The 25,613-nt window shown below is 66.1% G+C and carries 18 protein-coding genes and 1 tRNA gene; 10 read left to right on the forward strand and 9 right to left on the reverse strand.

What is annotated here, in order from left to right; translation table 11 throughout:
• The first annotated feature begins 41 nt into the window (after positions 1-41).
• Entirely contained in the window at positions 42-803 is a 762-nt protein-coding gene (locus tag FFS30_RS15510) for a TonB family protein (RefSeq protein ID WP_137914098.1), read from the forward strand.
• A gap of 24 nt (positions 804-827) precedes the next feature.
• Here FFS30_RS15510 and FFS30_RS15515 read toward each other — a convergent pair whose 3' ends face one another.
• Positions 828-1,388 (reverse strand): methyltransferase domain-containing protein, encoded by a 561-nt coding sequence (locus FFS30_RS15515; RefSeq protein ID WP_171014656.1) that lies wholly within the window; start codon positions 1,386-1,388, stop codon positions 828-830.
• Here FFS30_RS15515 and FFS30_RS23900 point away from each other — a divergent pair.
• Positions 1,371-1,715, forward strand: a complete 345-nt coding sequence (locus tag FFS30_RS23900) for a hypothetical protein (protein WP_171014657.1) — start codon at positions 1,371-1,373, stop codon at positions 1,713-1,715. The genes FFS30_RS15515 and FFS30_RS23900 overlap by 18 nt on opposite strands.
• 24 nt (positions 1,716-1,739) lie before the next feature.
• Here the strand turns inward: FFS30_RS23900 and FFS30_RS15520 are convergent, their stop codons facing one another.
• Entirely contained in the window at positions 1,740-3,035 is a 1,296-nt protein-coding gene (locus FFS30_RS15520) for a methyltransferase domain-containing protein (RefSeq protein WP_171014658.1), read from the reverse strand.
• A gap of 248 nt (positions 3,036-3,283) precedes the next feature.
• On the opposite strand from FFS30_RS15520, the gene aceE reads away from it, so the two are divergent.
• The 4 genes from aceE to FFS30_RS15540 all read left to right on the forward strand — a co-directional run bounded on the left by aceE (position 3,284) and on the right by FFS30_RS15540 (position 8,886).
• Entirely contained in the window at positions 3,284-5,974 is a 2,691-nt protein-coding gene (gene aceE, locus FFS30_RS15525) for a pyruvate dehydrogenase (acetyl-transferring), homodimeric type (protein WP_137914101.1), read from the forward strand.
• Between the two features lie 4 nt (positions 5,975-5,978).
• Positions 5,979-6,659 carry a class I SAM-dependent methyltransferase gene (locus tag FFS30_RS15530; protein WP_137914102.1) on the forward strand — a complete coding sequence of 227 codons (681 nt, stop codon included), beginning with the start codon at positions 5,979-5,981 and terminating at the stop codon, positions 6,657-6,659.
• Positions 6,660-6,751: 92 nt separating this feature from the next.
• The gene (locus FFS30_RS15535) at positions 6,752-7,261 is read left to right on the forward strand and encodes a DUF1203 domain-containing protein (RefSeq protein ID WP_249352508.1); all 510 of its coding nucleotides are present in this window, start codon (positions 6,752-6,754) and stop codon (positions 7,259-7,261) included.
• A gap of 44 nt (positions 7,262-7,305) precedes the next feature.
• Positions 7,306-8,886 carry a glycosyltransferase gene (locus FFS30_RS15540; protein ID WP_137914103.1) on the forward strand — a complete coding sequence of 527 codons (1,581 nt, stop codon included), beginning with the start codon at positions 7,306-7,308 and terminating at the stop codon, positions 8,884-8,886.
• 67 nt (positions 8,887-8,953) lie between these two features.
• Here the strand turns inward: FFS30_RS15540 and FFS30_RS15545 are convergent, their stop codons facing one another.
• A complete protein-coding gene (locus FFS30_RS15545; RefSeq protein WP_137914104.1) occupies positions 8,954-9,283 on the reverse strand; it encodes a hypothetical protein in 330 nt (109 codons plus the stop codon).
• A gap of 272 nt (positions 9,284-9,555) precedes the next feature.
• Here FFS30_RS15545 and FFS30_RS15550 point away from each other — a divergent pair, with 272 nt between their 5' ends.
• The 4 genes from FFS30_RS15550 (at position 9,556) to FFS30_RS15565 (ending at position 12,253) form a co-directional block, all read left to right on the forward strand.
• Positions 9,556-10,533 carry a biotin--[acetyl-CoA-carboxylase] ligase gene (locus FFS30_RS15550; protein WP_171014659.1) on the forward strand — a complete coding sequence of 326 codons (978 nt, stop codon included), beginning with the start codon at positions 9,556-9,558 and terminating at the stop codon, positions 10,531-10,533.
• 23 nt (positions 10,534-10,556) lie between these two features.
• The gene (locus FFS30_RS15555; protein ID WP_137914105.1) at positions 10,557-11,330 is read left to right on the forward strand and encodes a type III pantothenate kinase; all 774 of its coding nucleotides are present in this window, start codon (positions 10,557-10,559) and stop codon (positions 11,328-11,330) included.
• 103 nt (positions 11,331-11,433) lie between these two features.
• A complete protein-coding gene (locus FFS30_RS15560) occupies positions 11,434-12,102 on the forward strand; it encodes an SPOR domain-containing protein (RefSeq protein WP_137914106.1) in 669 nt (222 codons plus the stop codon).
• A 75-nt stretch (positions 12,103-12,177) separates the two neighbouring features.
• Positions 12,178-12,253: transfer RNA gene (locus tag FFS30_RS15565), tRNA-Thr, on the forward strand.
• A 78-nt stretch (positions 12,254-12,331) separates the two neighbouring features.
• On the opposite strand, the gene FFS30_RS15570 is transcribed toward FFS30_RS15565, so the two are convergent.
• The 6 genes from FFS30_RS15570 to FFS30_RS15595 form a co-directional block, all read right to left on the reverse strand.
• The gene (locus tag FFS30_RS15570; protein ID WP_137914107.1) at positions 12,332-13,549 is read right to left on the reverse strand and encodes an FtsX-like permease family protein; all 1,218 of its coding nucleotides are present in this window, start codon (positions 13,547-13,549) and stop codon (positions 12,332-12,334) included.
• 48 nt (positions 13,550-13,597) lie between these two features.
• Entirely contained in the window at positions 13,598-14,908 is a 1,311-nt protein-coding gene (locus tag FFS30_RS15575) for an ABC transporter permease (protein ID WP_137914108.1), read from the reverse strand.
• An 83-nt stretch (positions 14,909-14,991) separates the two neighbouring features.
• Complete coding sequence (locus FFS30_RS15580) at positions 14,992-15,717, reverse strand: ABC transporter ATP-binding protein (protein WP_171014696.1); 726 nt, start codon at positions 15,715-15,717, stop codon at positions 14,992-14,994.
• A gap of 144 nt (positions 15,718-15,861) precedes the next feature.
• A complete protein-coding gene (locus FFS30_RS15585; protein WP_137914109.1) occupies positions 15,862-17,136 on the reverse strand; it encodes an HlyD family efflux transporter periplasmic adaptor subunit in 1,275 nt (424 codons plus the stop codon).
• Positions 17,137-17,307: 171 nt separating this feature from the next.
• Positions 17,308-19,101 carry a DUF885 domain-containing protein gene (locus FFS30_RS15590; protein WP_137914110.1) on the reverse strand — a complete coding sequence of 598 codons (1,794 nt, stop codon included), beginning with the start codon at positions 19,099-19,101 and terminating at the stop codon, positions 17,308-17,310.
• A 135-nt stretch (positions 19,102-19,236) separates the two neighbouring features.
• On the reverse strand, positions 19,237-25,335 hold the full coding sequence (locus tag FFS30_RS15595; protein ID WP_171014660.1) for an Ig-like domain repeat protein: 6,099 nt from the start codon (positions 25,333-25,335) through the stop codon (positions 19,237-19,239).
• Between the last annotated feature and the right edge of the window lie 278 nt (positions 25,336-25,613).

A 25,613-nucleotide genomic window follows, 5' to 3' on the forward strand; every position in this document is an offset into this window, starting at 1 on the left:
GTATTTCCAAGTTTGCGGACGAGCCACTTTCGGAAGCCACCGTGAACGTGCCGCCGGCACCCGCCGCTCCGCGACTTCCCGCCGCCCGGATCGCCAGCAAGCGCTGGCGTTGGGAACGAATGCTCGGCTTTGCTGTTTCGCTCGGCCTGCATCTCGCGATCTTCGCCGCCCTGCTGCGCCCGGAACCGGCGCCGACGCCGGAGCCGGTACTGCCCGCCGCAATCGTTTCGGTCGATCTGACCGCTTCGCAGCCGACCGCGCCCACGCTTCCTGCGCTGCCGATACCGCCGCTGCGCAGCGAACGTGCCACAGCGGCAGCATCCGCCGGCGCGGAGGCGCCGCGATCGCGCACATCGACCGAACCCGCGGGCGTCGCCGCGTCAGCCAATGCGCGCACGAATTCGCGCGCGCCGAATCGCGAGGTGTCGCGCGCGCCCGCGCAACCCGCCCGCGAGGCCCTGTATCGTTCGCCGCCCGCGCGATCGGCACAGGACGCCGACAACCGTGCGCGCGACGCGCAGTCGGCCTACCGCCGGCTGCTCGCCGAATATCTCGCCAAAGTGAAACGCTATCCCGCTTCCGCCGTGGCCACGCACGACGAAGGCACGGTGATGCTCTGGTTCCGCCTCGATCGTTCCGGACGCCTGCTCTCGTGGACGATCTCGCGCAGTTCGCAGTCGCCGCGCCTCGACGGCGAAGTGGCGCGCATGGTCCAGGCCGCGGCGCCGTTCCCGCCGTTTCCGGCCGCTTGGGATGCGCCGTCGGCGACCTTCGTCGTCCCGATCGACTTCTCGCTCAACTGACCAGGGTCGCCGCTCGGGCGAGCTTCACGCCTTTTCCGCGACCGCAATGTAGCCGGCGATCGGCACGCCTTCTTCCATGCGCAATTCGATTTCCTCGAAACAGATCGCCGCGAAGCCCGCGTTGCGACATAGACGCTCGACATAGATACGCGAATGCGCATAGCGCTTGCTCGGACGCAGAACGAAATCGCCTCCGCTATCGGCTACCGTTTCGCAGGAAAAGATCAACGTGCCGCCGGGCCGCAAGGAGCGGAACGCAGCCGGAATGAGATCGACCAAATCGCCGATATAAATAAAGACATCGCAGGCTGCGATGCAGTCGTAACGCTCCGCCGCAGTGTCGCGCAATTCAGCGAGTGCATCGCCCTGATGCAGTTTGCCGTAGATACCCAGCGGCGCCGCTTGATCGAGCATGCGTGCCGAGAGATCGACGCCGACCAGATCCCCGTCGAGGCGGCCGAGGCACATGCCGAGCAAGCCCGTGCCGCAACCGAGATCGAGCAGATCGAATCTGCGCTCGGGATGGCGGCTCAGCACGATGTCGGCGACACGATGCGGAACGCGATATTGCAGCCGTCCGACCAAGTGCCTTTCGAAACGTTCGGCAAGCTCGTCGAACAATTCCGCTACGAGGACGGCAGGCTGCGTGCTCGGCGTTTCACCACGAGCCACGGCCTCACGAAATCGTCGGACCGCGTCGTCAGGTTGATCGGATTGCCCTGCCATGCGGCGGCGAATGTAGCACGGCGCCCGTCGGATCAGATCGCACTGGAATTGGCAACCCGCACTTCCGCGATCGATGAATCGTGCTGCGACGATGAAATTGCGCACACGGTCCACCCGCGGCTCCCGGTTGCTTGCGATGCGGCATCGGCCACCTTCATCGCCTCGACCTACGTTGCACTGAACTGATCAGGTAAGTCGCACCGGCGAACCTCAGGCCTTTTCCGCAACGACGATGTAGCCCGAGATCGGCACCCTTTCTTCCATGCGCAATTCGATTTCCTCGAAACCGACTACGCCGAAGCCCGCATCGCGGCACAGCCGCTCGACATAGGCACGCGAATGCGCGTAGCGCTTGCTCGGACGCAGAACGAAATCGCCTTCGCTATCGGCCGCCGTCTCGCAGGAAAAGATCAGCGCACCGCCGGGCCGCAAAGCACGGAAAGCGAACGGAATGAGATCGGCCAAATCGCCGACATAGATGAATACGTCGGCGGCGATGATGTAGTCGTACGAATCCGCCGCCGAATGGTCCAGTTCCGAACGCAGGTCGCCGTGACGCAGACGCGTATAGATACCGAGGCACTGCGCGCGCTGCAACATGTTCGCTGACAAATCCACGCCGACGAACGCGCCGGACACCTTGCCGAGATTGACCGCGATCAGCCCAGTGCCGCAGCCCAGATCGAGCACGTCGATATCGCACAGCGGATGCCGTCGGCGAACGATGTCGGCGATAAATCCCGGGACGCGGTATTTGAGCTCGCCGGTGAGATGCGCGTCGAAACGTCCGGAGTAATTATCGAAAAGTTTCTCCGTCAGCACAGCGGGCTGGGTGGGCGGCGTCTCGCCGCGCGCAAGTGCGAGATAGAATTCGAATCGAGGATCGCCGGGTTGCAACGATAAAGCCCGCTCGAAGCAAGCGACCGCTTCAGCCGCGCGCCCCAACTCGGTAAGACAAGCACCGAGGCCGGCAAGCGCACTCGCGCTGTCTGGATTTGCGCCGAGCGCGGTGCGATAGAACGGCTCGGCCTCAGCGAAACGCCTTTGGTCGTACAGGCTGATGGCGAGCGGGTGCATGATCGCGACATCGCCGGGACGCAATGCGAGTGCCGCACGCAGGCAGCGTTCGGCAAAGGCATGGGCGCCAGCCAGATTGGCCACGGACACGGCCAATTCGAGCGCAGCGAGATCGTTCGGCGCAACGTCCACCATCATCACGGCGGCGGCGAGCGCCTCGTCGGTCTTTTCCATGCGCCCGAGCGCCTTGCAGCGCTCGATATGGATGACCGGCCAACGCGGCGTCAACGAAATGGCGCGATCCAAGGCGGCAATTTCCTTCACCGCGTCGTTCCCGGCTCGCGCCAACGTGGCTTCGACCAAGCATACGCGCACGTCTCCGCGCGCTTCCGTCCGAACCCGATCGAGCGCTGCGAGCGCGGACGCGAGTTCACCGGCCTGAATCTGCGCCTCGACCGCGCGCAGCTTGGTCATAATCGGATCAGGCACGGGAGAACTCATCGCACGCGCTTCCACGCAAACGGACTAGTACCCATGTACTCGCGAAAAACTCGCCTGCGCCGGACATTCGTATCGCTCATGGAAAAAACATAACGTGCCGAGTCGCGTTTAGCAAAATTCCGCGCGTGCGGCCATGCAGTCGGTCGGTTAGACTTGGCGAGCGCGTTCGCGCAGCGGCAGCGGCCAGACAAAATCGTTCAATCGGCACCCAACGAGGTGCCCGCGGAGGGAAAGACATGAATAAGCTCGACGACATTCTCAAACAGGACATCGACCCCACCGAAACTCGCGAATGGACCGAATCGCTCGATGCGGTGATCGGCGCGGACGGTCCCGAACGCGCGCACTTCCTGCTCGAGAAGATGGTCGACGCGACGCGCCGCGCGGGCGGACATCTGCCGTTCCAGCCGACGACCGAATACATCAACACCATTCCGCCGCACCTGGAGGCGAAGAGCCCCGGCGATTCGGAAATGGAGTGGAAGATCCGCTGCCTGATCCGCTGGAACGCGATGGCGATGGTCGTGCGCGCGAACCGCAAGCCGGGCGATCTCGGCGGCCACATCGCCAGCTTCGCCTCGTCGGCGACGCTGTACGACGTCGGCTTCAACCATTTCTGGCGCGCGCCGAGCGAGAACCATCCGGGCGACCTCGTGTTCCATCAGGGCCATTCGAGCCCCGGCGTGTACGCGCGTTCCTTCCTCGAAGGCCGCATCGGCGAGGACCAGCTCGACTTGTTCCGCATGGAAGTCGCCGGCAAGGGCCGCGGTCTGTCCTCGTATCCGCATCCGTGGCTGATGCCGGACTACTGGCAGGTGCCGACTGTGTCGATGGGCCTCGGCCCGCTGCAGGCGATCTACCAGGCGCACGTGATGCGCTATCTGGAAAACCGCGGCCTGATCCCGAAGAGCGACCGCAAAGTCTGGTGCTTCATCGGCGACGGCGAATCGGACGAGCCGGAAACCCTCGGCGCGATCTCGCTCGCCGGCCGCGAGAAGCTCGACAACCTGATCTTCGTGCTCAACTGCAACCTGCAGCGCCTCGACGGCCCGGTGCGCGGCAACGGCAAGATCATCCAGGAACTCGAAGGCGTGTTCCGTGGCGCCGGCTGGAACGTGATCAAGCTGATCTGGGGCAGCTACTGGGATCCGCTGCTCGCGCGCGACACCAAGGGCGTGCTGCGCCAGCTCATGATGGAAACGGTCGACGGCGAATACCAAGCCTGCAAGGCCTTCGGCGGCGCCTACACGCGCGAGCATTTCTTCGGCAAGTATCCGGAGACGCAGGAGATGGTGCGCAACCTCTCCGACGACGATATCTGGCGCCTCAATCGCGGTGGCCACGATCCGCACAAGGTCTACGCGGCCTACCACGAAGCGGTCAACACCGAAGGCATGCCGACCGTGATCCTGGCCAAGACGGTCAAGGGCTACGGCATGGGCGCTTCGGGTGAGTCGCTCAACCCGACGCATCAGCAGAAGAAGCTCGACAACGAGGCGGTGCGCGCGTTCCGCGACCGTTTCCGCATTCCGATCGCCGACGACAAGGTCGATCAGGTGCCGTACTACCATCCGGGCAAGGATTCGCCGGAAGTGAAATACATGCTCGAGCGCCGCGCCGCGCTCGGCGGCTTCCTGCCGCAGCGCCGGCGCAAGAGCGAATCGTTCCAGGCACCCGATCTCTCTGCGTTCGAGCAGATCACCAAGGGCACGGGCGACCGCGAAATCTCGACGACGATGGCCTTCGTGCGCGGCATCAACCTGCTGCTGCGCGACAAGGGTCTCGGCCAGCGCATCGTGCCGATCGTCGCCGACGAAGCGCGTACGTTCGGTATGGAAGGCATGTTCCGCCAGATCGGCATCTACGCGCCGTTCGGCCAGAAATACCGTCCGCAGGACGCGGACCAGCTCATGTACTACCGCGAAGACATCAAGGGCCAGGTGCTGCAGGAAGGCATCACCGAGCCGGGCGCGATGAGCGCGTGGATCGCCGCGGCGACAAGCTACTCGGTCAACAACGTGCCGATGCTGCCGTTCTACATCTACTACTCGATGTTCGGCTTCCAGCGCATCGGCGACCTGGCCTGGGCGGCGGGCGATATGCGTGCGCGCGGCTTCCTCGTCGGCGGCACCTCGGGCCGCACCACGCTCAACGGCGAAGGTCTGCAGCACGAAGACGGCCACAGCCACCTGTTCGCCGGCAACGTGCCGAACTGCAAGGCCTACGACCCGACCTTCTCTTACGAAGTCGCGGTGATCATGCAGGACGGCGTGCGCCGCATGATGCAGGAGCAGGAAGACGTCTACTACTACGTCACCGTGATGAACGAGAACTACCCGCACCCGGATCTGCCGAAGGGCGCGGAGGCCGACATTATCAAGGGCATGTATCTGTTCAAGGACGCCGGCAAGCCGAAGAAGAACGAACCGCGCGTGCAACTGCTCGGCAGCGGCACGATCCTGCGCGAGGCGATCGCCGCGGCCGACCTGCTCGAGAAGGAATTCGGCGTCAGCGCCGACATCTGGAGCTGCCCGTCGTTCAGCGAGCTGCGCAAGGACGGCTTCGACGCCGAGCGCTGGAATCGCTTGCATCCGGAAGACAAGCCGCGCGTCGCCCACGTGACCGCGTGCCTTGCCGACCGTGCCGGCCCCGTCGTCGCCGCGACCGACTACGTGCGCGAGTACGCCGACCAGATCCGCGCCTTCGTCCCCGACGGCAAGAAGTACACCGTGCTCGGCTGCGACGGCTACGGCCGTTCCGACTCGCGCGAGAACCTGCGCCGCTTCTTCGAGGTCGACCGCTACTATATCGCCCACGCCGCAATCGCCGCGCTTGCCGCCGAAGGCAAGATGAGCGCCAAAGACGTCGCCCGCGCGATCAAGACCTGGAAGATCGACGCGGACAAGCCGAATCCGCTGACGGTATAAGCCGATGGGGGATTCCGGGGATGCGCCGAATCGTGCGCATCCCCGTGCGATCGCAAGTGCGTATTTTCCGCAGCGCCGGCACTACTGGTACGCGCGCTGCAAGCTCGCGAGCGATCCGCTGTATGCCGGCGTCGGCGCTGCGCTGCGCGGAACGACGGCACCCCTGCTCGATCTCGGCTGCGGTATCGGCCTGCTCGCGCACACGCTGCGCGCGCAGGGCTTCGCTGGCAACTACTCGGGCGTCGACAACGATGCGACGAAGATCGCCACGGCGCGGTCTGCGGCCGAACGCGCCGGCCTCTGCGACGTAGGCTACGACTGCATCGACCTGGCGACCGCGCCGTTCCCGCCGCATCGCGGCAGTGTCGCTCTGCTCGACGTGCTGCAGTTCGTGCCCGAACCGGCGGCGACTGCGCTGCTCGAACGCGCCGCGACGTGTATCGCCCCTGGCGCGCGCCTGATCATTCGCAGCGGACTCGCCGGCGCCGACGCACGCGCGCGATTCACCCGTGCAGTCGATGTGTTTTCGCGAGCCGTCGGCTGGATGAACGCGGCGCCGACGCATTATCCGGCACGGGCGCAGCTCGAAGCCTTGCTGCAGCGCTGCGGCCTCTCGGCGCACTTCTCGCCGCTCGGCGGACGATGGTTCAACAACTGGCTGATCGTCGGCGAACGCCGGCGGTGAATGCCGCGCCAATGCGCGCCGGCGACGACCGCAAACGAAGATCGATTCGATCCCGAGAATTCGCGCGCAAGAAGCGGAGTTCACCGGGCGGCATGACAGCGCAGACTGCGCTCGATCTTTCCATCGAGCTCACTGCCATGCACTTCCGTATTCGCGGCCTGCCCGCCGAACCGTTCGCCGAGCTGTTTTCCCTGTCCGATGCCGAACTCGCGCAGCGCCTCGCGGTGCGGTGCAGGGTCGAAGCCGATCACGGCTACCCGTGCCGCATCAGCCTGACCGATGCGCGCATCGGCGACGAAGTCATTCTGATCAACCACGAACATCTCGCCGTCGCCTCGCCGTACCGTTCGCGCCATGCGATCTATGTGCGCGAAGGAGAAGTGCAGTTCGATGCCGTCGACGAGGTGCCGCAGATGCTGCGCAAGCGCCTGCTCTCGCTGCGCGGCTTCGACGCCGACGGCATGATGACCTCGGCTGACGTCGTCGAAGGCCGCGAGCTCGAAACGGCGATCGCGCGCCAGCTCACCGATCCGCGCACGGCCTACCTGCATGCGCATATCGCCCGGCCCGGCTGCTACGCGGCGCATATCGAGCGCGCCTAGCGGGCCATTGCAGCGAACTTGCGCCATGCGCGCGCAAGTTCGCTATGCTTGCTGCGGTTTCCCGATCGGCAAAGGCGGCGATGGAGGCAGCGCAGTGGCGCGCGGAGTGGCTCGACTGGAACGGCAGCGTACTGCGCTGGCGCATCGCCGGCGATCTTGCCGGCCTGCCGGCGACCGAACTGACGCTCGACGGGATCGTCTTCGCGCGCTTCGCTGCGACCGGCGCGGGCGCTGAGGAATTTGCGCTCGAATTCCCGCTGTCGCCGACCGGTCACGACGAACTGCGTTTCGGCGTCGCGGTAACGGGCGCGACCGCATCGCCCGATCTGCTGCCGCCTTGGAACGTGCGCCTCGGCGCCGCTTCCGCCGCGCCGGCCGAATCGTCGGCGCCGACGCCCGCGCGCCGTCTCGCCGCGCTTGCCGGCACCCCCACGCTGCCGTCGGCACCGCTGACCGAGTTGCCACGCGTCAGCATCGTCGTGCCGATCTTCAATTCGCCGCAGAGCGTGCGCAACTGCATCGACTCGGTGCTGCGCCACTCGCCGCAGGCGCGGCTGATCCTGATCGACGATGCCAGCACCGATGCGCAAATCGGCCCGCTGCTCGACACCACGGCCGCGCACAAACAAGTGCATGTCCACCGCAACGAGCGCAACCGCGGCTACACCGGCAGCGTCAACGTCGGCATGCGCCTCGCCGGCGGCGACGACGTGGTCCTGCTCAACAGCGACACCGTGGTCGGCCCGCGCTGGCTGTCGGCGCTGAAGCTCGCCGCCTACGGCGCAGACGACATCGGCACCGTCACCGCAGTGTCCGACAACGCCGGCGCATTCAGCGTGCCCGAGCTGGAGCAGCATTGTCCGATTCCGCCGCGCTGGACGCTCGCGCAAGCGCAGCGCGCCGTGCTGCAGCAGGCCGGCATGCTGTATCCGCAACTGCCGACCGGCAACGGCTTCTGCCTCTACATCAAGCGCGTGCTGCTTGCGCGCATCGGGCCGATGGACGAGGCCGCGTTCCCGCAGGGCTACGGCGAAGAGAACGATTTCTGCCAGCGCGCCGAACGCGCCGGCTACCGCAACCTCATCGCCGGCAACGTGCTCGTGCATCACGAGCGCAGCGCGAGCTTCGGCGACGCGCGGCGCATGGCGCTCGGCGTGCAGGGCATGGCGGTGCTGCGCGAGCGCTATCCCAACTATGAGCGCGACGTCGGCGCGACGCTGTGGAGTTTCGAGCGCCGCGTGGTCGACTATCGCGTGCGGCGCATCTACGCCGACTCCGATCCGAGCGACGCGACGCAACCACCGAAGCCGCGGCTGCTGCTCGCGGCCGATCCGCAGGACGCGGGGACGGCGAAACTGCTTGCCACCCTGTCGCGCAACCAGGAATGTTTTCTGCTGCGCAACGACGGCGACCGCGTCGGCCTGTACCGACTCGACGGCGCAGCGTTCATCGCCGAGGACAGTGTCGAACTTGGCCGCGACGCAGCGGCGCTTGAACGCGTCGAGGCACGTCTGCGCGAATGGCTGGCCGGTTATGCGATCGAATCGGTGCACGCGCGCGGCAGCGCGGCGAGCGACGGCTGGCTGGCCTCGATAGCTGCTGAGTTCGAGATTCCGACGATCTGACCGCGCCGCCGGCAGCGGACGCGATCGATACCGCGTCTACGCGTGCCGGGCGATGCCCGCGTCAGCCTTACTTGATGACGCCCGGCAGGAACGACTGCCAGCGCAAACCGCGCCGGTGCGTGCCGCTCGCGGGGCCGACGCCCTCGGCGAGATTGCTTCCGGCATCGTCGTTCGGCGCCGCCCCGGCGGTGACCGGCGGCTGCGTCGCCGCGACCGCAGGCTTTGGTGCGGGCGCCGATGCCGGGCGCGTCTGCGCGTTCGGCGCGGGCGCCTGTGCCGCGGCTTGCGGCTTCTGCGCGTCGGCTTCGTCGGCATCGCAACTCCGCACCGGGCCGGAATAGAAACCGACGGCGAACAAGGCCAGCAAGGCGACGGCAGCAACGGAGCGTCTGGACATGGAGTTCACCGGTGTTCGGACTTGCATGAGGGTGGGATGGTCGCACGCCCCGGAGGGCTGCGCCAGTGTCTTGGGACAAGATAAAAGCAGAAATCGTGCCAGTCGAAATTTCCCTTTTCGATCAACGCTATTGGCCTTGATCGAAGCGCTGTCCGCGCGTCCGCAGCGGACAATCGGACAAACACGGCAACAATCGGCACGAGTAAAGATGCACTCCGCACGCAAACGGTTGCATCGCTCGGCGCGTCGCTGCAATGCACTATCATCCGGCGATGGCCATCGAACCGCCCTCTCTTCTCGCCGCGCTCTCCGCCGACCACGCGGTTTCGGGCGCCGAGCTGGCGCGGCGGCTGAATGTGACCCGCGCCGCGGTATGGAAGCAGATCGAGCACTTGCGCGAGCTGGGTGCGCCGATCGAAGCGGCGGCGGGCAGCGGTTACCGCCTCGCGTGGCCTCTCGAACTGCTCGATGCCGAGCGTATCCGCGGCGAACTCGACCCGGCGATGCGCAAGCGCCTGCTTGCTCTTGCCGTGCACTGGCAGATCGACTCGACCAGCACCGAACTGCAGCGTTGCGCGGCCGCGGCGACCGGTATCGAAGCCTGCCTCGCCGAAACCCAGAGCGCCGGCCGCGGCCGGCGCGGACGCGCCTGGCAGTCGCCGCTCGGCGGAAATCTGTACTTCTCGCTGCTGCGCCGCTTCTACTCGGGTATGGCCGCGCTATCGGGCCTGAGCCTCGTCGTCGGTGTCGCCGTGGTCGAGGCCCTGGCCGACTGCGGCGTTGCCGGCGTCGGCCTGAAGTGGCCGAACGACGTGCTCGCCGACGGCCGCAAGCTCGCCGGCGTTCTCGTCGAGCTCGGCGGCGAATTCCTCGGCCCATGCCACGCCGTGATCGGCATCGGCATCAATCTGCGCCTGCCATCCGAAGCGCGCGCACGCATCGACCAGCCGGCGATCGACGTGGCGAGCCTGCGCGGCGGCGAAATTCCTTCGCGCAATGCGCTCGCGGCGCGCCTCATCGTGCGCCTGATCGCCGCACTCGATCGCTTCGAGGCACACGGCTTCGCCGCGTTCGCCGCCGACTACGCGCGCAGCGACCTGCTGCACGGACGCCATGTGCGCGTATTGGCCGCGGGCGCGTCGCACGAGGGCGTCGCCGCCGGTGTCGACGAGCGCGGCGCGCTGATCGTGCGCCACGACGACACTCCGCATCACTACGACAGCGCGGAAGTCTCCGTGCGTGCCGCCTGAGAATCCGAACCCACGAATCCTGCATGAAACTTCTGATCGACCTCGGCAATTCGCGCCTGAAGAGCGCGCTGTGGGATGGCACGCACCTGCATCGCGGCACCACCTTGACCCACGCGCGCACGGGCGACGGCGAGCCGGCCGACGGCACTTCGGCCGAAGTGGATTTCGCCTCATTGTGGAAAGATATACCGGCGGTCAACGCAATCTGGGTCGCCTCGGTCGCGGCCAACTCGCTCGAACAGGCGCTGACGCAATCCTTGAACGAACATTTCGCCGTGCCGGTGCGCTACGCGCGCAGTCCGGCCGCCGCCTGCGGCGTGCGTAACGCCTACTCGGCACCGGCGCGGCTCGGCGTCGACCGCTTCCTCGGCATGGTCGCCGCGCACCGCGAATCGGCCGGCCCGGCCGTAATCGCGGGCTGCGGCACCGCGCTTGCGCTCGACGCGGTCGGCGTCGATGGCCGCCATCTCGGCGGGCTGATCGCACCGGCACCGCCGCTGATGCGCCAGGCCTTGCTCGAACGCACCGCGCGCCTCGGCGAACTCGCTGCCGCGCCGATCGCTGAATTCGCCGACACTACGGCGGCCGCGGTCGAATCGGGCACCTGGCTCGCCGCGGTCGCCCTGGTCGAACGCTTCGCGCGCCGCGCGCAGGCCGCGTTCGGCATGACGCCCGCCCTGATTCTTTCCGGCGGGGGCGCCAAGCGTCTCGCCTCGCTGCTCGAACTCGAACACCGCTACGAACCCGAACTCGTCTTGCGCGGTCTCGCTCACTTCGCCGACAGCGACGGCCGCTGACGCCAGGCCGCCGGAATATCCGCCGTCCTATCGCGGACAGGCCGGCAGGCCCTAAAATCCGGGCCTCGAACCGCTGCCCTCGCCGCGGAACCTTCCGGCACGGATGTTCGTTCGCGTATTTTTCCTGCTGCTGCTCGCGCTCAACATCGGTGTGGCGTGCTGGCTGTACTTCGCTCCGCACGCCCCCGTCGCGGCGGCGGCCGCGGCCGATCCGGGCGTGGCCAAGCTCGTCCTGCTCAGCGAAGCCGACCGCAGCATCGCCACGGACAGCGCAGCGCCGACGGCGCAGTCCGCCCATCCGGCCGATTCGAAAAAGGAGAGCTGCCAGTCGATCGGCGCCTTCTCGACTCAGGCCGATATGCGCGCCGCGGTGAAGGCGCTGACGCCGCTCGTCGCGCGCATCCAGTTTCGCGAAACGCGTGTCACCGAAGTGCGCGGCTACTGGGTCTACCTGCCCGCGCCGGCGAACCGCGAACGCGCGCTCGATATCGCGCGCCAACTTTCGAGCAAGGGCATCACCGACTATTACGTCGTCACCGCGGGCGAGCAGCCGAACGCGATTTCGCTCGGTCTGTTCCATGAGCCGACCAACGCAGAGAAGCGCCTCAACGAAATCCGCTCGCTCGGCTTCAAGCCGGAAATGACCCAGCGCAGCGACGAGGTACCGATCTACTGGGTCGACTACGCCCAGACCGGCGACGCGCCGTTCGACTGGCGCGCGCACGTGCCGGTGCGCAGCGAATTGCACGCGCAGCCGATCGATTGTTTTTGATCGCACGGGATTCGTGCGAAAATGCGCCGCCGGCCCAGACCGGCGCCGGCCGAAACGCCCGCGAACCCCATCGTTGCCGCTTTAGCTCAGTTGGTAGAGCAACCGCCTTGTAAGCGGTAGGTCATCCGTTCAAATCGGATAAGCGGCACCACCCAATACACTTTATGCAAACGACTCGCGCGGGTCCGATGGACGCGCGCGAGTCGCTGCGACCGACGTTCCGCCGCGGTCAGACGCTCCGCGTCGCCACCGCCGGCGGCACGCGCGAAGCGCGTGTCGCCGGACCGAGCACGGCGAGCTGGCCGAGCAGCCAGAGACAGACGAAACCGACCGGTACGTAATACCACGGCAGGAGTTTGGCGCCGTCGACATGGGTCAGCAGCCACAGGCTGACCGCGTAGGCGAGCACTCCGCCGAGGATCAGCCCCGCGGTGGTGATGAGGAAATTCTCGGTCAGGAAGTAGCGCAGGATCGCCGACTTGGTCGCACCCAAGGCTCTGCGCGTGCCGATCTGCTTGGTGCGCTGAGCGACCCAGAAGCTGGCCATGCCGACAATGCCGAGCGCAGTGATCGCGAGCAGCGCGATGACGACGCCGCCGAGGATGATCGACATCGCGCGGTCGCCGGAATAGGCATCGGCGCGCACTTTTTCCGTGCTGCGCACGTTGCGTATGATGCGGCTCTTGTTCGAGTCACCGAGCTTGGCCTCGACCATCTTCATCACTTCGTCGCGGCGCCCGGGCTCGGCGCGGATCATGTAGCTCGAACTATTGCCGTAAGGCAGATGCGCGGGCCACATCATCGAGTATTCGATCTCTTCGTCGCCGCGCGACAGCCACGGCGCCTGGAATTTTTCGATGACGCCGATGATGGTCGTCGAGGTGTCTTCGTCGTAAATCATCTTGCCGACCGCATCCTGGCCCGGAAACAGCTTCTCCGCCAGCGCACGCGTGACGATCCCGACCGGCGCGGTCTTGCGGTTGTTCATCGTCATGAACTGGATTTCTTCGGGTTTGAAATTGCGCCCTGCGATCAGTTTGACGCCGTAGGAATTGATCGCATGGTCGTCGACCATGTAGTACGCGGCCGGCGCCGTACTGGTTTTCTGTTTCGGCTGCAGGCTGATGCCGCTGGACCAGCCGCTGCCGCCGAGCGGCAGCATGCCGTTGGTCATCGTCGCGTCGACCACGCCGGGCAGGCCGCGCAGCAGAGCAAGGTCGGCCTCGGCCGAGGTTTGCACGTTGTAGGCCTGACCGAAGCCGATGCTGTTGATCATGAAGGTATCGGCTTCGTTCATGCCGGTCGGCCGCTTCATGTGCAGCATGCGGTCGTTGATGATGAACAGCGCGTTGCACAGGATCGCCAGGGTCAGCGCGACTTGCAGGCCGATAAGGATCATCGACACCTTGCTGCGCATGAGAGCGGAGAGAATCGGGCGGATTTCCATTTGAAATTCCTTTGCTTCCTTCTCCCGACGGGAGAAGGAAAGATGAAGTTACTGAGTCTTGAGCTGCGTGGCCGGGGCGATCCGGCATGCGCGCCAGGTCGGATAGAAACCGGCGACGATCGCGGAAACGATCGCCAGCACGATCGTCACCGCCACCATCTCCCAGTCGAGCTGCGCGACGTTCTTGAAGTTCGTGTACAGCGCGCGCACCGCGACCAGGCCGAGACCGGTCAACAGCAAACCGAGGAAGCCGCCGGCCAGGCCGATCACGCCCGATTCGGTGAGAAATTGCGCGAAGATCTGGCGCCGGCTCGCGCCGAGCGCGCGGCGCAGACCGATCTCGCCGGCCTTGCGCGTGAACTTGGCGAGCAGCAGGCCGATCGTATTGACTAGGCAGACGATCAGGAACGCGAAGCCGAGTCCGCTCTGCACCTTCACGTCGCTCGACACGACTTTCTGATCGACCATCCACTGATTGACGTCGAGCAGGCGGTTGTTGAGCGGGCGCGCGAAGCGCCCGGACTTCTTCTCTTCGTTGACGTAGGCGTCGAGGTAGGCCTTGTACTCGGCCAGACGCGCCGGGCTGTCGAGCTGCACCCAGAAGCGGATCCAGATACATTCGGACTGGAGATACGCGTCCCAGCCGTCGCCGGTGGTCTTCCAGCAACTGTTGCTGCCGCTCGGCCGCTGCTTCAGATCGATGCCGGTCGTGAACGGAATGAAGTAATCCTCGGGACTGTCGAATGGACCGCGGCCGCTCAGATCGTAGAACATGACGCGCAGCGGCCAGTCGTCGAGCACGCCGACGACGGTGTAGTCGTTGCCGTCCATGCGCACGGTCTTGCCGGTCGAGTCGACGTCGCCGAACAGCTTCTCGTTGCCGGCCTTCGACAGCACGAGCACGCGCGCATGCGCGTCGTCTTCGGTCTTCGACCACGGCCGACCGTACTTGAACTTCGGCTCGAACATGCCGAAGAAATCGGAGTACGTCGTGCGTACTAGCGAGAGGTACGGCTTGACCTCGGGATTCTCGGGCTGGATCGGCAGCGCAAGGTTGTACATCGCCGCTTGCTTGTCCGCCTTGCCGGCCTGCATCAGCGCGACCGCGTCGCGGTAGGTGACCTGATCCGGCGGCGAGCCGTCGTCGTTGAACGCGGCGTCCGCGCCCCAGCTGTCCATCTGCACGAAATGCAGCTTGTCGCTCTTCCACGGGATCGGGTCGCTGCCCATCAAGTGCATCACGGTCAGCGTGGTCATGCTCGCGGCGATGCCGAGCGCGATGCCGAGCACCATCAGCGCGGTCAGGATGATGTTGCGCTTCAAGCTGCGCAGGCCGAGTTGGAGATAGTACGAAAACATGGCTTGCCTCGTAGGGGCGCGATTGATCGCGCCGGGCTTTTGTTTCTTTTCAGCGGCGTAGAGCGGGTGCGACGAATCGCGCCCTACGCCACCGCTCCCTCGGCGTGCACGCCGTGCGTCGCCACGCGCAGTTTCGGCTCGGCATCGAAGTCGGTGACCTGGCCGTCCATCACGTGCACGTTGCGCTGCGCGCGCGCGGCAAGCTCGGGATCATGGGTGACCATGACGATGGTGGTGCCCTGGCGGTTGATTTCTTCGAGCAGTTCCATGACCCCGCGCGCCATCAGCGAATCGAGGTTGCCGGTGGGCTCGTCCGCCATCAGCAGGCGCGGCGAACCGGCGAGCGCGCGCGCGATCGCGACGCGCTGCTGCTGGCCGCCCGACAGTTCGGACGGATAGTGCTTCATGCGCGAGGACAGGCCGACGCGCGTCAACGAATCTTCGATGCGCTTCTTGCGCTCGGCCGCGTTGAAGCCGCGGTAGCGCAGCGGCACGTCGACGTTGTCGAACAGGTTGAGGTCGGGAATCAGATTGAAGCCCTGGAAGATGAAACCGATCTTCTCGTTGCGCAGCTTCGAGCGTTGGTCGTCGTTCATGCCGCTGACCGCGACGCCGTCGAGCCAGAACTCGCCCGAAGTGAATTCCTCGAGCAGGCCGGCGATGTTGAGGAAGGTCGTCTTGCCCGAACCCGAAGGCCCGGTCACCGCGACGAACTCGCCCTCGCGCACGTGGATCGAGAAGTCGCGCAGCGCGTGCGTCTCGACCATGTGGGTCCGGTATACTTTGGAAAGATGTTGCATTTTCAGCATGGCGACCTCGGGCTCAGCGATGGATAGGGAAAGCCGCGGATTGGCGAGCGGCGTTGGCAACGGGGATAGCCGCGCGGCGGCTTCGGGAATCAGGCGCAAGCCCTGAATCGCTTGCGCCCAGTGTTTTGTATTCATGTCGGCGGTTCAATTCAGCACCACTCTTTCGGCGCTGTTGAACGTATCGGTGCCGGAGATGACGATGCGGTCGCCCTCCTTGAGGCCCGAGACGATCTCGACCGCATTGAGGCTCGTCGCGCCGACCTGGATCGGCTTGCGCTCGGCGATGCCGTCGTGGACCAGATAGGCGATGCGTCCCGCGCCCGAGTCGACGAACGAACCGCGCTCGACCATCAGCACGTTCGGACGCTCGTCGATCAGGATGCGCGTGGTCAGCTGCTGGCTCTGGCGCAGGCCGGCGGGCTTGTCGGCGGCGAAGCGCACACGCGCGACGACCTGGCCGTTGACCACTTCGGGCGACACTGCCGACAACTCGCCCTTGTACTTCTGCGCGCCGTCGGTGATTTCGGCCGGCATGCCGATCGACAGATCGTGGGCGAACACTTCCGGTACCTGCAGTTCGACTTCGAGCGAGGTCAGGTCGATCACGGTGACGACGCCGGTGTTGATCGGCACGTTCGCCTTCTGCTGCACAAGCAACTGGCCGACCTGGCCGGCGACCGGCGAGCGCACCTTGAGCAAGTCGACCTGGCGCGCGAGGTCGGCGACAAGCAGCTTCTGCCGCTCCAGCGCGAGACGCTTGGTCTTCAGCTCGAACGCCGCAGTTTCGTTCTGCAGGCGCGAGTCGGCCTGCGCGTGAGTCACGTCGAGGTCCGACTTGGACAGCGCGTCCTTCGCCCGCAGCACTTCGATCTCCGCCATCGCGCCCATCTTGAACGCCTGCGCCTTGCGCTCGACTTCGCGCGCCGCGGTCTGGCGGTCGATCAGCGCCTGATCGACGGTTTTCTTCGCGAGCAATTCTTTCTGCTTGGCGTCGATGCCGGCGCGGCCGACGTCGACGTCGAGGCTCGACAGCGTGGCCTGCTCCTGCAGCAGCTTGTTGGCCAGCTCGGGGCTGTCGACTTCGGCGAGCACCTGATCCTTCTCGACCTTGTCGCCAGCGTGAGTCAACAGAGTGACGGTGCCCGGGGCGGTCGCATACAACGTCGGCGCCTGCGCGGCGACGATCTTGCCCTGTGCGGAAATGTCCCGCACCAGCGTGCCGCGCTTGATCTCGGCGATGCGCAGCGCGGAGGCGGAGGCCGACGTGCCCGCCGAGATCAGCCGCGCGACCGACGGCACCAGCCAGACCAGGGCGACGAGCACCGCGGCCCCGGTCGCGCCGATGACGATCCAGCGTTTGTTGACGCGCGGCTGCGCGATATCGATGCGGCGGTCTTGGCCTGAAGTATCTCGGATCATTGCGGCGTTCGGCTTGGGTTGAGAGTCGTGACGACTTCGATGAAGCAAACCCTGTGCCAACCGAAATAATTCTCTTAACTCACTGCCGCAGCTCGATTTTTCTCTTTCCATCGCCGCCGGACGCCGTGTCCGCGGGAAGCGCGGACACGGCGCGGACAACGCGGCCGTCCGCTACGACTTCTTCGTGCCCTGCTGCTTGCTCTTCGTGATCCAGCCGTCGACGCGCGCTTCGAGCACGTCGAGCGGCAGCGCACCGCCGTCGAGCACTTCATCGTGGAAGGCGCGGATGTCGAACTTGTCACCGAGTTCCTTCTTCGCCTTCGCGCGCAGCTCGAGAATCTTGAGCTGGCCCAGCTTGTACGCGAGCGCCTGGCCCGGCCACACGATGTAGCGGTCGGTCTCGGCCTGCAGATCCGGCTCGTCGTCCGAAGAATGCGTATGGAACCAGTCGACCATCTGCTGGCGCGTCCACTTCTTGTAGTGCACGCCGGTGTCGAGCACGAGCCGGTTCGCGCGCAGCAATTCGTCAGAGTAGTGGCCGTACATACTCAACGGATCCTGGTAAAAACCAAGTTCCTCGCCGAGCCGCTCGGCGTACAGCGCCCAGCCTTCGATATACGCGGTGAAGCCGGCCTGCTGGCGGAACGGCGGCAGGCCCGGCAGGGTCTGCGCGATCGAGATCTGCATGTGGTGGCCCGGCAGCGCCTCGTGGTACGCGGTCGATTCGATATTGAGCAGGGAACGATTCTTGAAGTCGCCCGTGTTGACGTAGACGCGGCCCGGACGCGTACCGTCGGGCGTACCCTGGTTGTATTCGGCGCCGGCCGCTTCCTTCTCGCGGTACTCCTGCACCGGCAGCACTTCGACCTTGGTCTTCGGCAGCAGGCCGAATAGCTCGGGCAGCTTCGGTTCCATCTGCGCGATGTACTTCTTGTACAGATCGACGATCTGCTCACGCGAGGAAGCGTGCGTCTTCGGATCTTTGTCGAGCGCTTCGCGGAAACTCTTCAGATCCTTGTAACCCTGCTTCTGCGCAATCTTGAGCTGCTCGCCCTCGATGCGCTTGACCTCGGCGAGGCCGATCTCGTGAATCTCGGCCGGCGACTTGCGCGTCGTCGTCTGCTGCTCGATCGCGAAGCGGTACAGCGCATCGCCGTTCGGCAGCGCCCAGATGCCGGGATCGTTGCGCCCTTTCGGCGCGTAGTCCTTCTCGACGAAATCGCCGAGCTTGACGTAAGCCGGGCGCACTTTCTCATCGACCGCCTTGAGGATCGCGTCGTGCAGGCGCTTGCGGTCGGCTTCGGGCACGCCGTCGGGGAACTTCGCGACGGGGCGGCCGAACACGCTGTCTTCGCCGGCCGGCTTGGCGATGTCGCGAATCTGCACGACGACTTTTTCGAGCAGGAAACGCGGCGGCATCATCTTGTCGCGCTCGCCCTGCTTGAGCACTTCGATCACCTGGTCGAATATCTCGGGCACCTTGTCGAGACGCGCGAGATAGTCCTCGTAGTGCCGCGTCGTATCGAGCGGCACCATCGACACGAACTGCGGCAGTTGCAGGTGCACGCCGTTCATCTGCTCGAGCGGCATTTCGTTGAGCTTGAGTTCGGTCGCGCGGATGTTGTCGCCGAGCTGGCGCACCATCAATTGCTGATTGAGCCGGTCCTGCTCGGCGAAACCGCTCGTGTCGATCGCCTTGAAGCGCGCGAGAAAACCTTCGTAGTCCTTCTTCTGCTGTGCGGCGCCGGCGAGCGAGTAGTCGCTCCAGCGGTCGTTGTAGCGGTAGTCGCCGAGGATCGTCGCAAACTCGGGCGAGTTCTTCAGCGTGTAATCCCACTGCTCGGCAAGCAGCGCATTGAGCGCTTTCAGGCGCGCGCCGGCATCGTCTGCGGCGAAGACGGGGGACTGCGCGCCGAGCGCGACGGCGACGGCAAGCAGCAGGGGTTTGACGGCGATGCGCAGCATGGCGACTTCCTCGTTGGACGAAGCGCCCAGGGTGGGTGGGCGCCGCGCCGCGGCCAAGTGCAGGAAGTCAGGCGTGACGCGCGCCAAGCGCGACGCAGTTCGCAGACCTGCGCCGCCGCGTAGGTCTGCCCGAAGTCAACGGCGCAGATCGGTGCCGGATCTCAGCGTGATCCGTGCGCCCGCGGCGAACAATACCGCGAGCAGGACCAGCGCCCATACCGACAAGGCCGGTGCCGGCACCGCCGCGACGGTCGGCGCCGCGCTCACCTGCTGGATCACGGCGATGCTCGCCGACGCCGTGAGCGCATCGCCGCTATAAGTCGCGGTGATCGTGTGGCTGCCGACGCCGAGCGCGCCGGTCGTGTAGCTCGCATGTCCGTTCGCGTCGAGCGCTACCGTCGCGAGCGACGTACCGTTGTCGCTGAAGGCGACGCTGCCGCCCAGCACCGCAGCGCCGGCGCTCGCTGCGGCTGCCTGCGCATGATTCGCCGTCGGCGTCGCCGATGCCAGAGATACCGTCGCACTGAACGTCACCGCCTGGCCGAACGTGGACGGATTGCCCGAACTGGTCAGCACGATGTTCGCCGTCGCCGGACTCGCCACGACGATCGTCACCGTCGCCGCCACTGATGTACCGTTGACGTCGCTTGCCGTGAACGTAAACGCATCGGCGCCGGAATAATTGGCCGCCGGCGTGTAGGTCGCGACCGCGCCGTTGATCGTCACGCTGCCGTGCGCCGGCGGCGTGACGATGGCGAAACCGAATGTGTACGGTCCGCCCGCATTGGCGTCCTGCGCGCTCAACGTGATCGGCGTCGCCGCGTTGTATGCGGCATGCACGCTCTGCGCCTCGGCGACCGGCGGCGGATTTTTGCTGAAGCTCGCCAGCACCGAGCAGTCGGCGACGATGTGCGCGGCCGTCCAGGTGCCGCCGTTCACGTCGCCGCTCGGCGTGCAGGTATCGCCGTTGACGCTGGCGATGCGATAGCCGCTCGCCGGCGTGACAACGAAGCTCGCCATGCCGCCGTAGTCCACCGGCGAGGCGACGACGGCGATCGTGCCGTTGCCGCCCGGCGCGCTCGCCGTGATCGCATACGTATTGATCGCGAACGTCGCCGTTACCGCGCAGTTGGCGCTGACGTTCTGCGCCGTCCACGTACCGCCGCTCGAAGCGCCGCTCGGCGTGCAAGTGTCGCCGCTCACGCCGGCGACGTGATAACCGGGCGCCGGCGCAAGCGTGAAACTGGCCGTGCCGGCGTAGTTCACCGTCGGCGTCGCGACCGCGATCGTGCCGTTGCCGCCGGCCACGCCCGCGCTGATGTCGTAGGTATTGATCGCGAACGTCGCGATCACCGTGCAGTTCGCCGTGATGCTCGGCGCGGTCCACGTGCCGCCGCCCGGCGCACCCGTGGGTGTGCAGGTATCGCCGCTCACGCCGACAAGATGATGGCCCGTCGCAGGCGTGAGCGTGAAGCTCGCGGTGCCGCCGTAATTCACCGTCGGCGCGACCACCGTGATGGTGCCGCCGCCCGGCGTGCTCGCACTGATGTCGTAGACATTGATTGCGAACGTCGCCGTCACCGTGCAGTTCGCCGTGATGTTCGCTGCAGTCCAGGTACCGCCGTTCGCTGCGCCGCTCGGCGTGCAGGTATCCCCGATCAGGTTCGCGACGTGATAACCCAGCGCCGGCGCGACGGTGAAGCTCGCGCTGCCGCCGTAGGGCACGGGCGACGCGACGACGGCGACCGTGCCGTTGCCGCCCGATACGCTCGCGGCGACCACGTAGGTGTTGAGCGAGAACGTTGCCGTGACCTTGCAGTTCGCGACGATCCCTGTTGCCGCCCACTCGTTGCCGGTGCCACGCGTCGGTGCGCAGGTGTCGCCGCTGAGCGAAGCCGAATAGCCGGCGGCCGGCGTCAGCGTGAACGTCGCCGTGTCACTGTAGTTCACCGTCTGTGTCGGCGGCGCAATCGTGCCGTTGCCGCCCGAGGCCTCTGCATCGACCACATAGGTATTGATCGCGAAACTCGCCGTCACCGTGCAGTTCACCTTGACGTTCGCCGCGACCCAAGCGCCACCAGTCGATGCGCCGGTCGGGGTGCAGGTATCGCCCGTCACGCTGGCGACGTGATAACCCGTGGCCGGCGTCAAAGTGAAGCTCGCCGCATCGCCGTAATTCACCGTCGGCGTCGCGACCGCAATGGTGCCGTTGCCGCCGCTGACGCTCGCCGCGATGGCGTACGTATTGATCGCGAAGCTCGCGGTCACCGTGCAGTCCGCCGCGATATTGGTCGCTGTCCACGTGCCGCCACTCGACGCACCGGCCGGCGTGCAGGTGTCGCCGGTCACGCTAGCGACGTGATAGCCCGTGGCCGGTGTCAGCGTGAAGCTCGCCGCATCGCCGTAGTTCACCGTCGGCGTCGCGACCGCAATCGTGCCGTTGCCGCCGGCAATGTTTGCCGCGATGGTGTAAGTATTGATCGCGAACGTCGCCGTCACCGTGCAGTTCGCCGTGATGTTCGTCGCCGTCCAGGTGCCGCCGCTCGATGCGCCGGTCGGCGTACAGGTGTCGCCCGCCACGCTGGCGACGTGATAGCCCGTGGCTGGCGTCAGTGTGAGGTTCGCCGCATTGCCGTAGTTCACCGTCGGCGTCGTGACGGTAATCGTGCCATTGCCGCCGCTGACGCTTGCCGTGATGGTGTAAGTATTGATCGCGAACGTCGCCGTCACCGTGCAGTTTGCGCCGATGTTCGTCGCCGTCCAGGTGCCGCCGCTCGATGCGCCGTTCGGCGTACACGTATCACCCGTCACGCTCGCGACGTGATAGCCCGCGGCCGGGGTCAACGTGAAATTCGCCGTGGCGCCGTAATTCAACGTCGGCGTCGTCACCGCAATCGTGCCGTTGCTGCCGCTGACGCTGGCCGTGATCGTGTAGGTGTTGATTGCGAAGCTCGCCGTCACCGCGCAGTTCGCCGTGATATTCGCCGCGGTCCAGGTGCCGCCGCTCGAAGCGCCGCCCGGCGTGCAGGTATCGCCCGTCACGTTCGCGACGTGATAGCCCGTGGCCGGCGTCAGCGCGAAGCTTGCCGTGCCGCCGTAGTTCACCGTCGGCGTCGTCACCGCAACCGTGCCGTTGCCGCCGGGCGCGCTCGCTGTAACGGTGTAGGTATTGATCGCGAAGCTCGCCGTCACCGCGCAGTTCGCCGTGATGTTTGCGGCCGTCCAGACACCGCCGCTTGCCGCGCCCGTCGGCGTGCAGGTGTCGCCGCTCACGCTCGCGACGTGGTAGCCCGCCGCGGGCGTCAGCATGAAGTTCGCCGTGCCGCCATAGTTCACGCTCGGCGTGGTTACCGCAATCGTGCCGTTGCCGCCGGCGACGCTCGCCGTGATCGCGTAGACGACGACTTGCAGGGCCGCGGTGCCGCTGCCGCCGAAATAGTTCGCATCGCCCGCATAGTTCGCCGTCAGAGTTTTGCTGCCGGGGCTGAACGGCGTGAGCAGGCAGCTGCCCGTGCCGGCGGCATCGAGACTCGCGATCGCGCAGCTCGCGCTACCGTCGCTGACGCTGATCGCGCCGCTCGGTACGCCGGCGGCCGGACTCAGCGCGGCGACGCGCACGTTCACCGTGACGGCGCTGCCGAGATTCACGCTGCCGCTCGCCGGCGTCACCATCACTGCGGTCGCGCCCTTGTTCACCACATGCGCTGCCGCAGCGCTCGTGCTCGCGCTGAACGAACTGCCGCTGGCCGGAGTGTAGGTCGCGGTCAGGTTGTAGGTGCCGGCCGCGGCCCAGGTGATCGTGCACGATGCCGTGCCCGAAGACAGCGTCGCCGGGCCGCAGGTATGCGCGACAGCGGCATCGTCGGTCACGCTGATCGTGCCGTCCGGCGTGCCGGACGAGGCATTGACGGTGACCGACACGGTATAACTTTCTCCGACCACCGAAGCGGCCGTCGACGTGATCGTCGTCGTCGTCGACAGACTGGCCGGCACCGCGGCAAGGTCGGAGCGGCTGGTCGCGCCGAGCGCGGCGAATTGACCGCCGACGTAGAGATTGCCGGTGGCATCGCGGGCCAGCGCATAGATCGGCGCGTCGGGCGACGGATTCCAGTTCGCATCGACACTGCCCGTGGCGCCGCTCAACTTGGCCAGATAGCGCGGCGACTGACCGTTGATCGAATTGAACGCGCCGCCGGCGAAGACATATCCGCCTGCGCCGACGCTGAGCGCGTTGACGTTCGAATCGGCCGCGGGACTCCAGTTCGGATCGACAACGCCCGCCGTCGTCAGCTTGGCGATATACGCACGCGATTGACTGCCGAAGCTGGTGAAGCGACCGGCCGCGTAGACGTTATTGCCGTCTACCGCAAGCGCCATCACGTAGCTGCTCGCCGAGACATTCCAGTTCGCGTCGACACTGCCGGCACCGGAGCCGGACAACTTGGCGCTGTATTGACGCGCCTGGCCACCGACCGAAGTGAAATAGCCACCGGCATAGACATTGCCACCGGCGTCGAGCGCCAGCGCGCGGACGGTGTCGTTCGGCGACGGGTTCCAAGTCGCGTCCACGGCACCGCTGCTGGCCGACAGTTTGGCGAGATTGGTGCGCGCTTTTCCGCCGATGCTGGAGTAGCCGCCACCGGCGTAGACATTGTTGCTGCTATCCACAGCGAGCGACCAGATGTAACCGTTCGGCGACGGATTCCAGCTCGCATACGCGGAACCGGTACTGCCGCCCGCCAGTTTGGCGAGATAATTTATCGACTGACCGCCGATGGCGGTGAAGTAGCCGCCTGCGTATACATCGCCGCTGCTGTCCACGGCCAGCGCGGAAATCACGTTATTGGCCGACGGGTTCCAGTTCGTATCGAGCGTGCCGTCGGCTTGCAGGCGCAACAGATTGCCGCGCGGCAAGCCATTGGCCTTGAGAAACGTTCCGCCGACGATAAACCCGCCGCCCGGTTGCGCGGCGATCGCACTGACCAGGGTGCCGGAGGCGGTTTCGGTATCGGTGTTCGCAGCGCTGACGATGCCGGCCGCAGACACCTTGCCCAGCCCCATGTGCGGCTGCCCGCCGAGCATGTTGAAATCGCCGCCTACGTAGACGTTGGCGCCGGCGGCATCCACAGCCAGCGCGCGCACGGTGGTGAGGGTTGCGGCGGCCAGGGTCGGCGACGGATTCCAGCTGGCGACGACGCCGGTGTTCGATATCTTGGTGACGCCATTGCGCGGCTGGCCGCCGAACTGGTTGAAACTGCCGCCGACGTAGAGATTGCCGCTTGCATCCAGCGCCAGAGACAGAACCAAACCGCCGCCGGCCGGACTCCAGCCCGTGTCCACGGCACCGGCACCGCTGCCGGACAGCCTGGCGACGCCGTAGCGCGTCTGCCCGCCGATCGAACTGAAGTAGCCGCCGGCGTAAACATTGTTGCTGCCGTCCACCGTGAGCGCCCAGACATAACTGTTGGCCGACGGATTCCAACTGGCATCGACCGTGCCGCTACCGCTGCCCGACAATTTTGCGATACGCGACCGCGCCTGGCCGCCGACTGCAGTGAAGTTGCCGCCGGCGAAAACGTTGCCGCCGGAATCCAGCGCGAGCGCCAGCACTGCACCGCCCGTGGCTGACGGATTCCAGTTCGGGTCGGCGGCACCGCCGCTGCCGGTGAGCTTGGCGACGCCGTTGCGCGCCTGACCGCCGATATTGGTGAAATAGCCGCCCGCATAGACGTTGCCCGCGGCATCGACCGCCAGCGCCGCGACTTGATTGTCGGGCGCCGGATTCCAGTTCGGGTCGATCGTGCCCGTGCCGCTGCCGGAGAGCTTGGCGACGCTCTGCCGGTACGGGCCGCCGGGGGGACTGAAGCTCGCGCCCACATACACGTTGTCGCTCGCATCCGCGGCGAGGGCGAGGACGTTGTAGGCACCTTGCGGATTCCAGTCCGGATCGAGCGTGCCGTCCGGCCGCAGCTTGGCAAGGTTCGACCGCTTCGTTCCGTTCAGCGAGGTGAAAATGCCGCCGATCACCACGCTGCCGTCGGACAAGCGCACCATCGCCGTGACCGGGCCAAAGGTGGATATCTGCACATTCGGATTGGGCAGCGGCGGCGGACTCTGCGCGCGGCCGGCCTGCGCGGTCAGGCCCAGCGCCAGCAGCAGAAAGAGACGCTGTGCCCAGTACAAAGCGAACGCGCGAACGAACGGACCGCTGCGCGGCACGGATTTGAGATTCATCGTGATAAGTCTTCCGGAGCCGCAGTGCGGCGGTCTGATCGATGCGCGGCGGGTATAAACGCGATCGACAGCGACTAAGCGCTGCCGATCACGTCCCCCTAAACCCGGCCGGTAAAACCTACGCCTATCGCGGCGAAAAGTTGTCGATGCGTTGTTGCGAGTTGTTGCGCGATCGGCGGATTTGCCGCAATACCCGCTTTTTTCGCCAACGGGTTCACGAATCGGACGGCGGCGGCAGGCGCGCACGGGCTTGTTTGCGGCACAGTTCGCTCTCTGCG

It is taken from the genome of Rudaea sp. 3F27F6 (assembly GCF_005503555.1).
Taxonomy (GTDB): domain Bacteria; phylum Pseudomonadota; class Gammaproteobacteria; order Xanthomonadales; family Rhodanobacteraceae; genus Rudaea.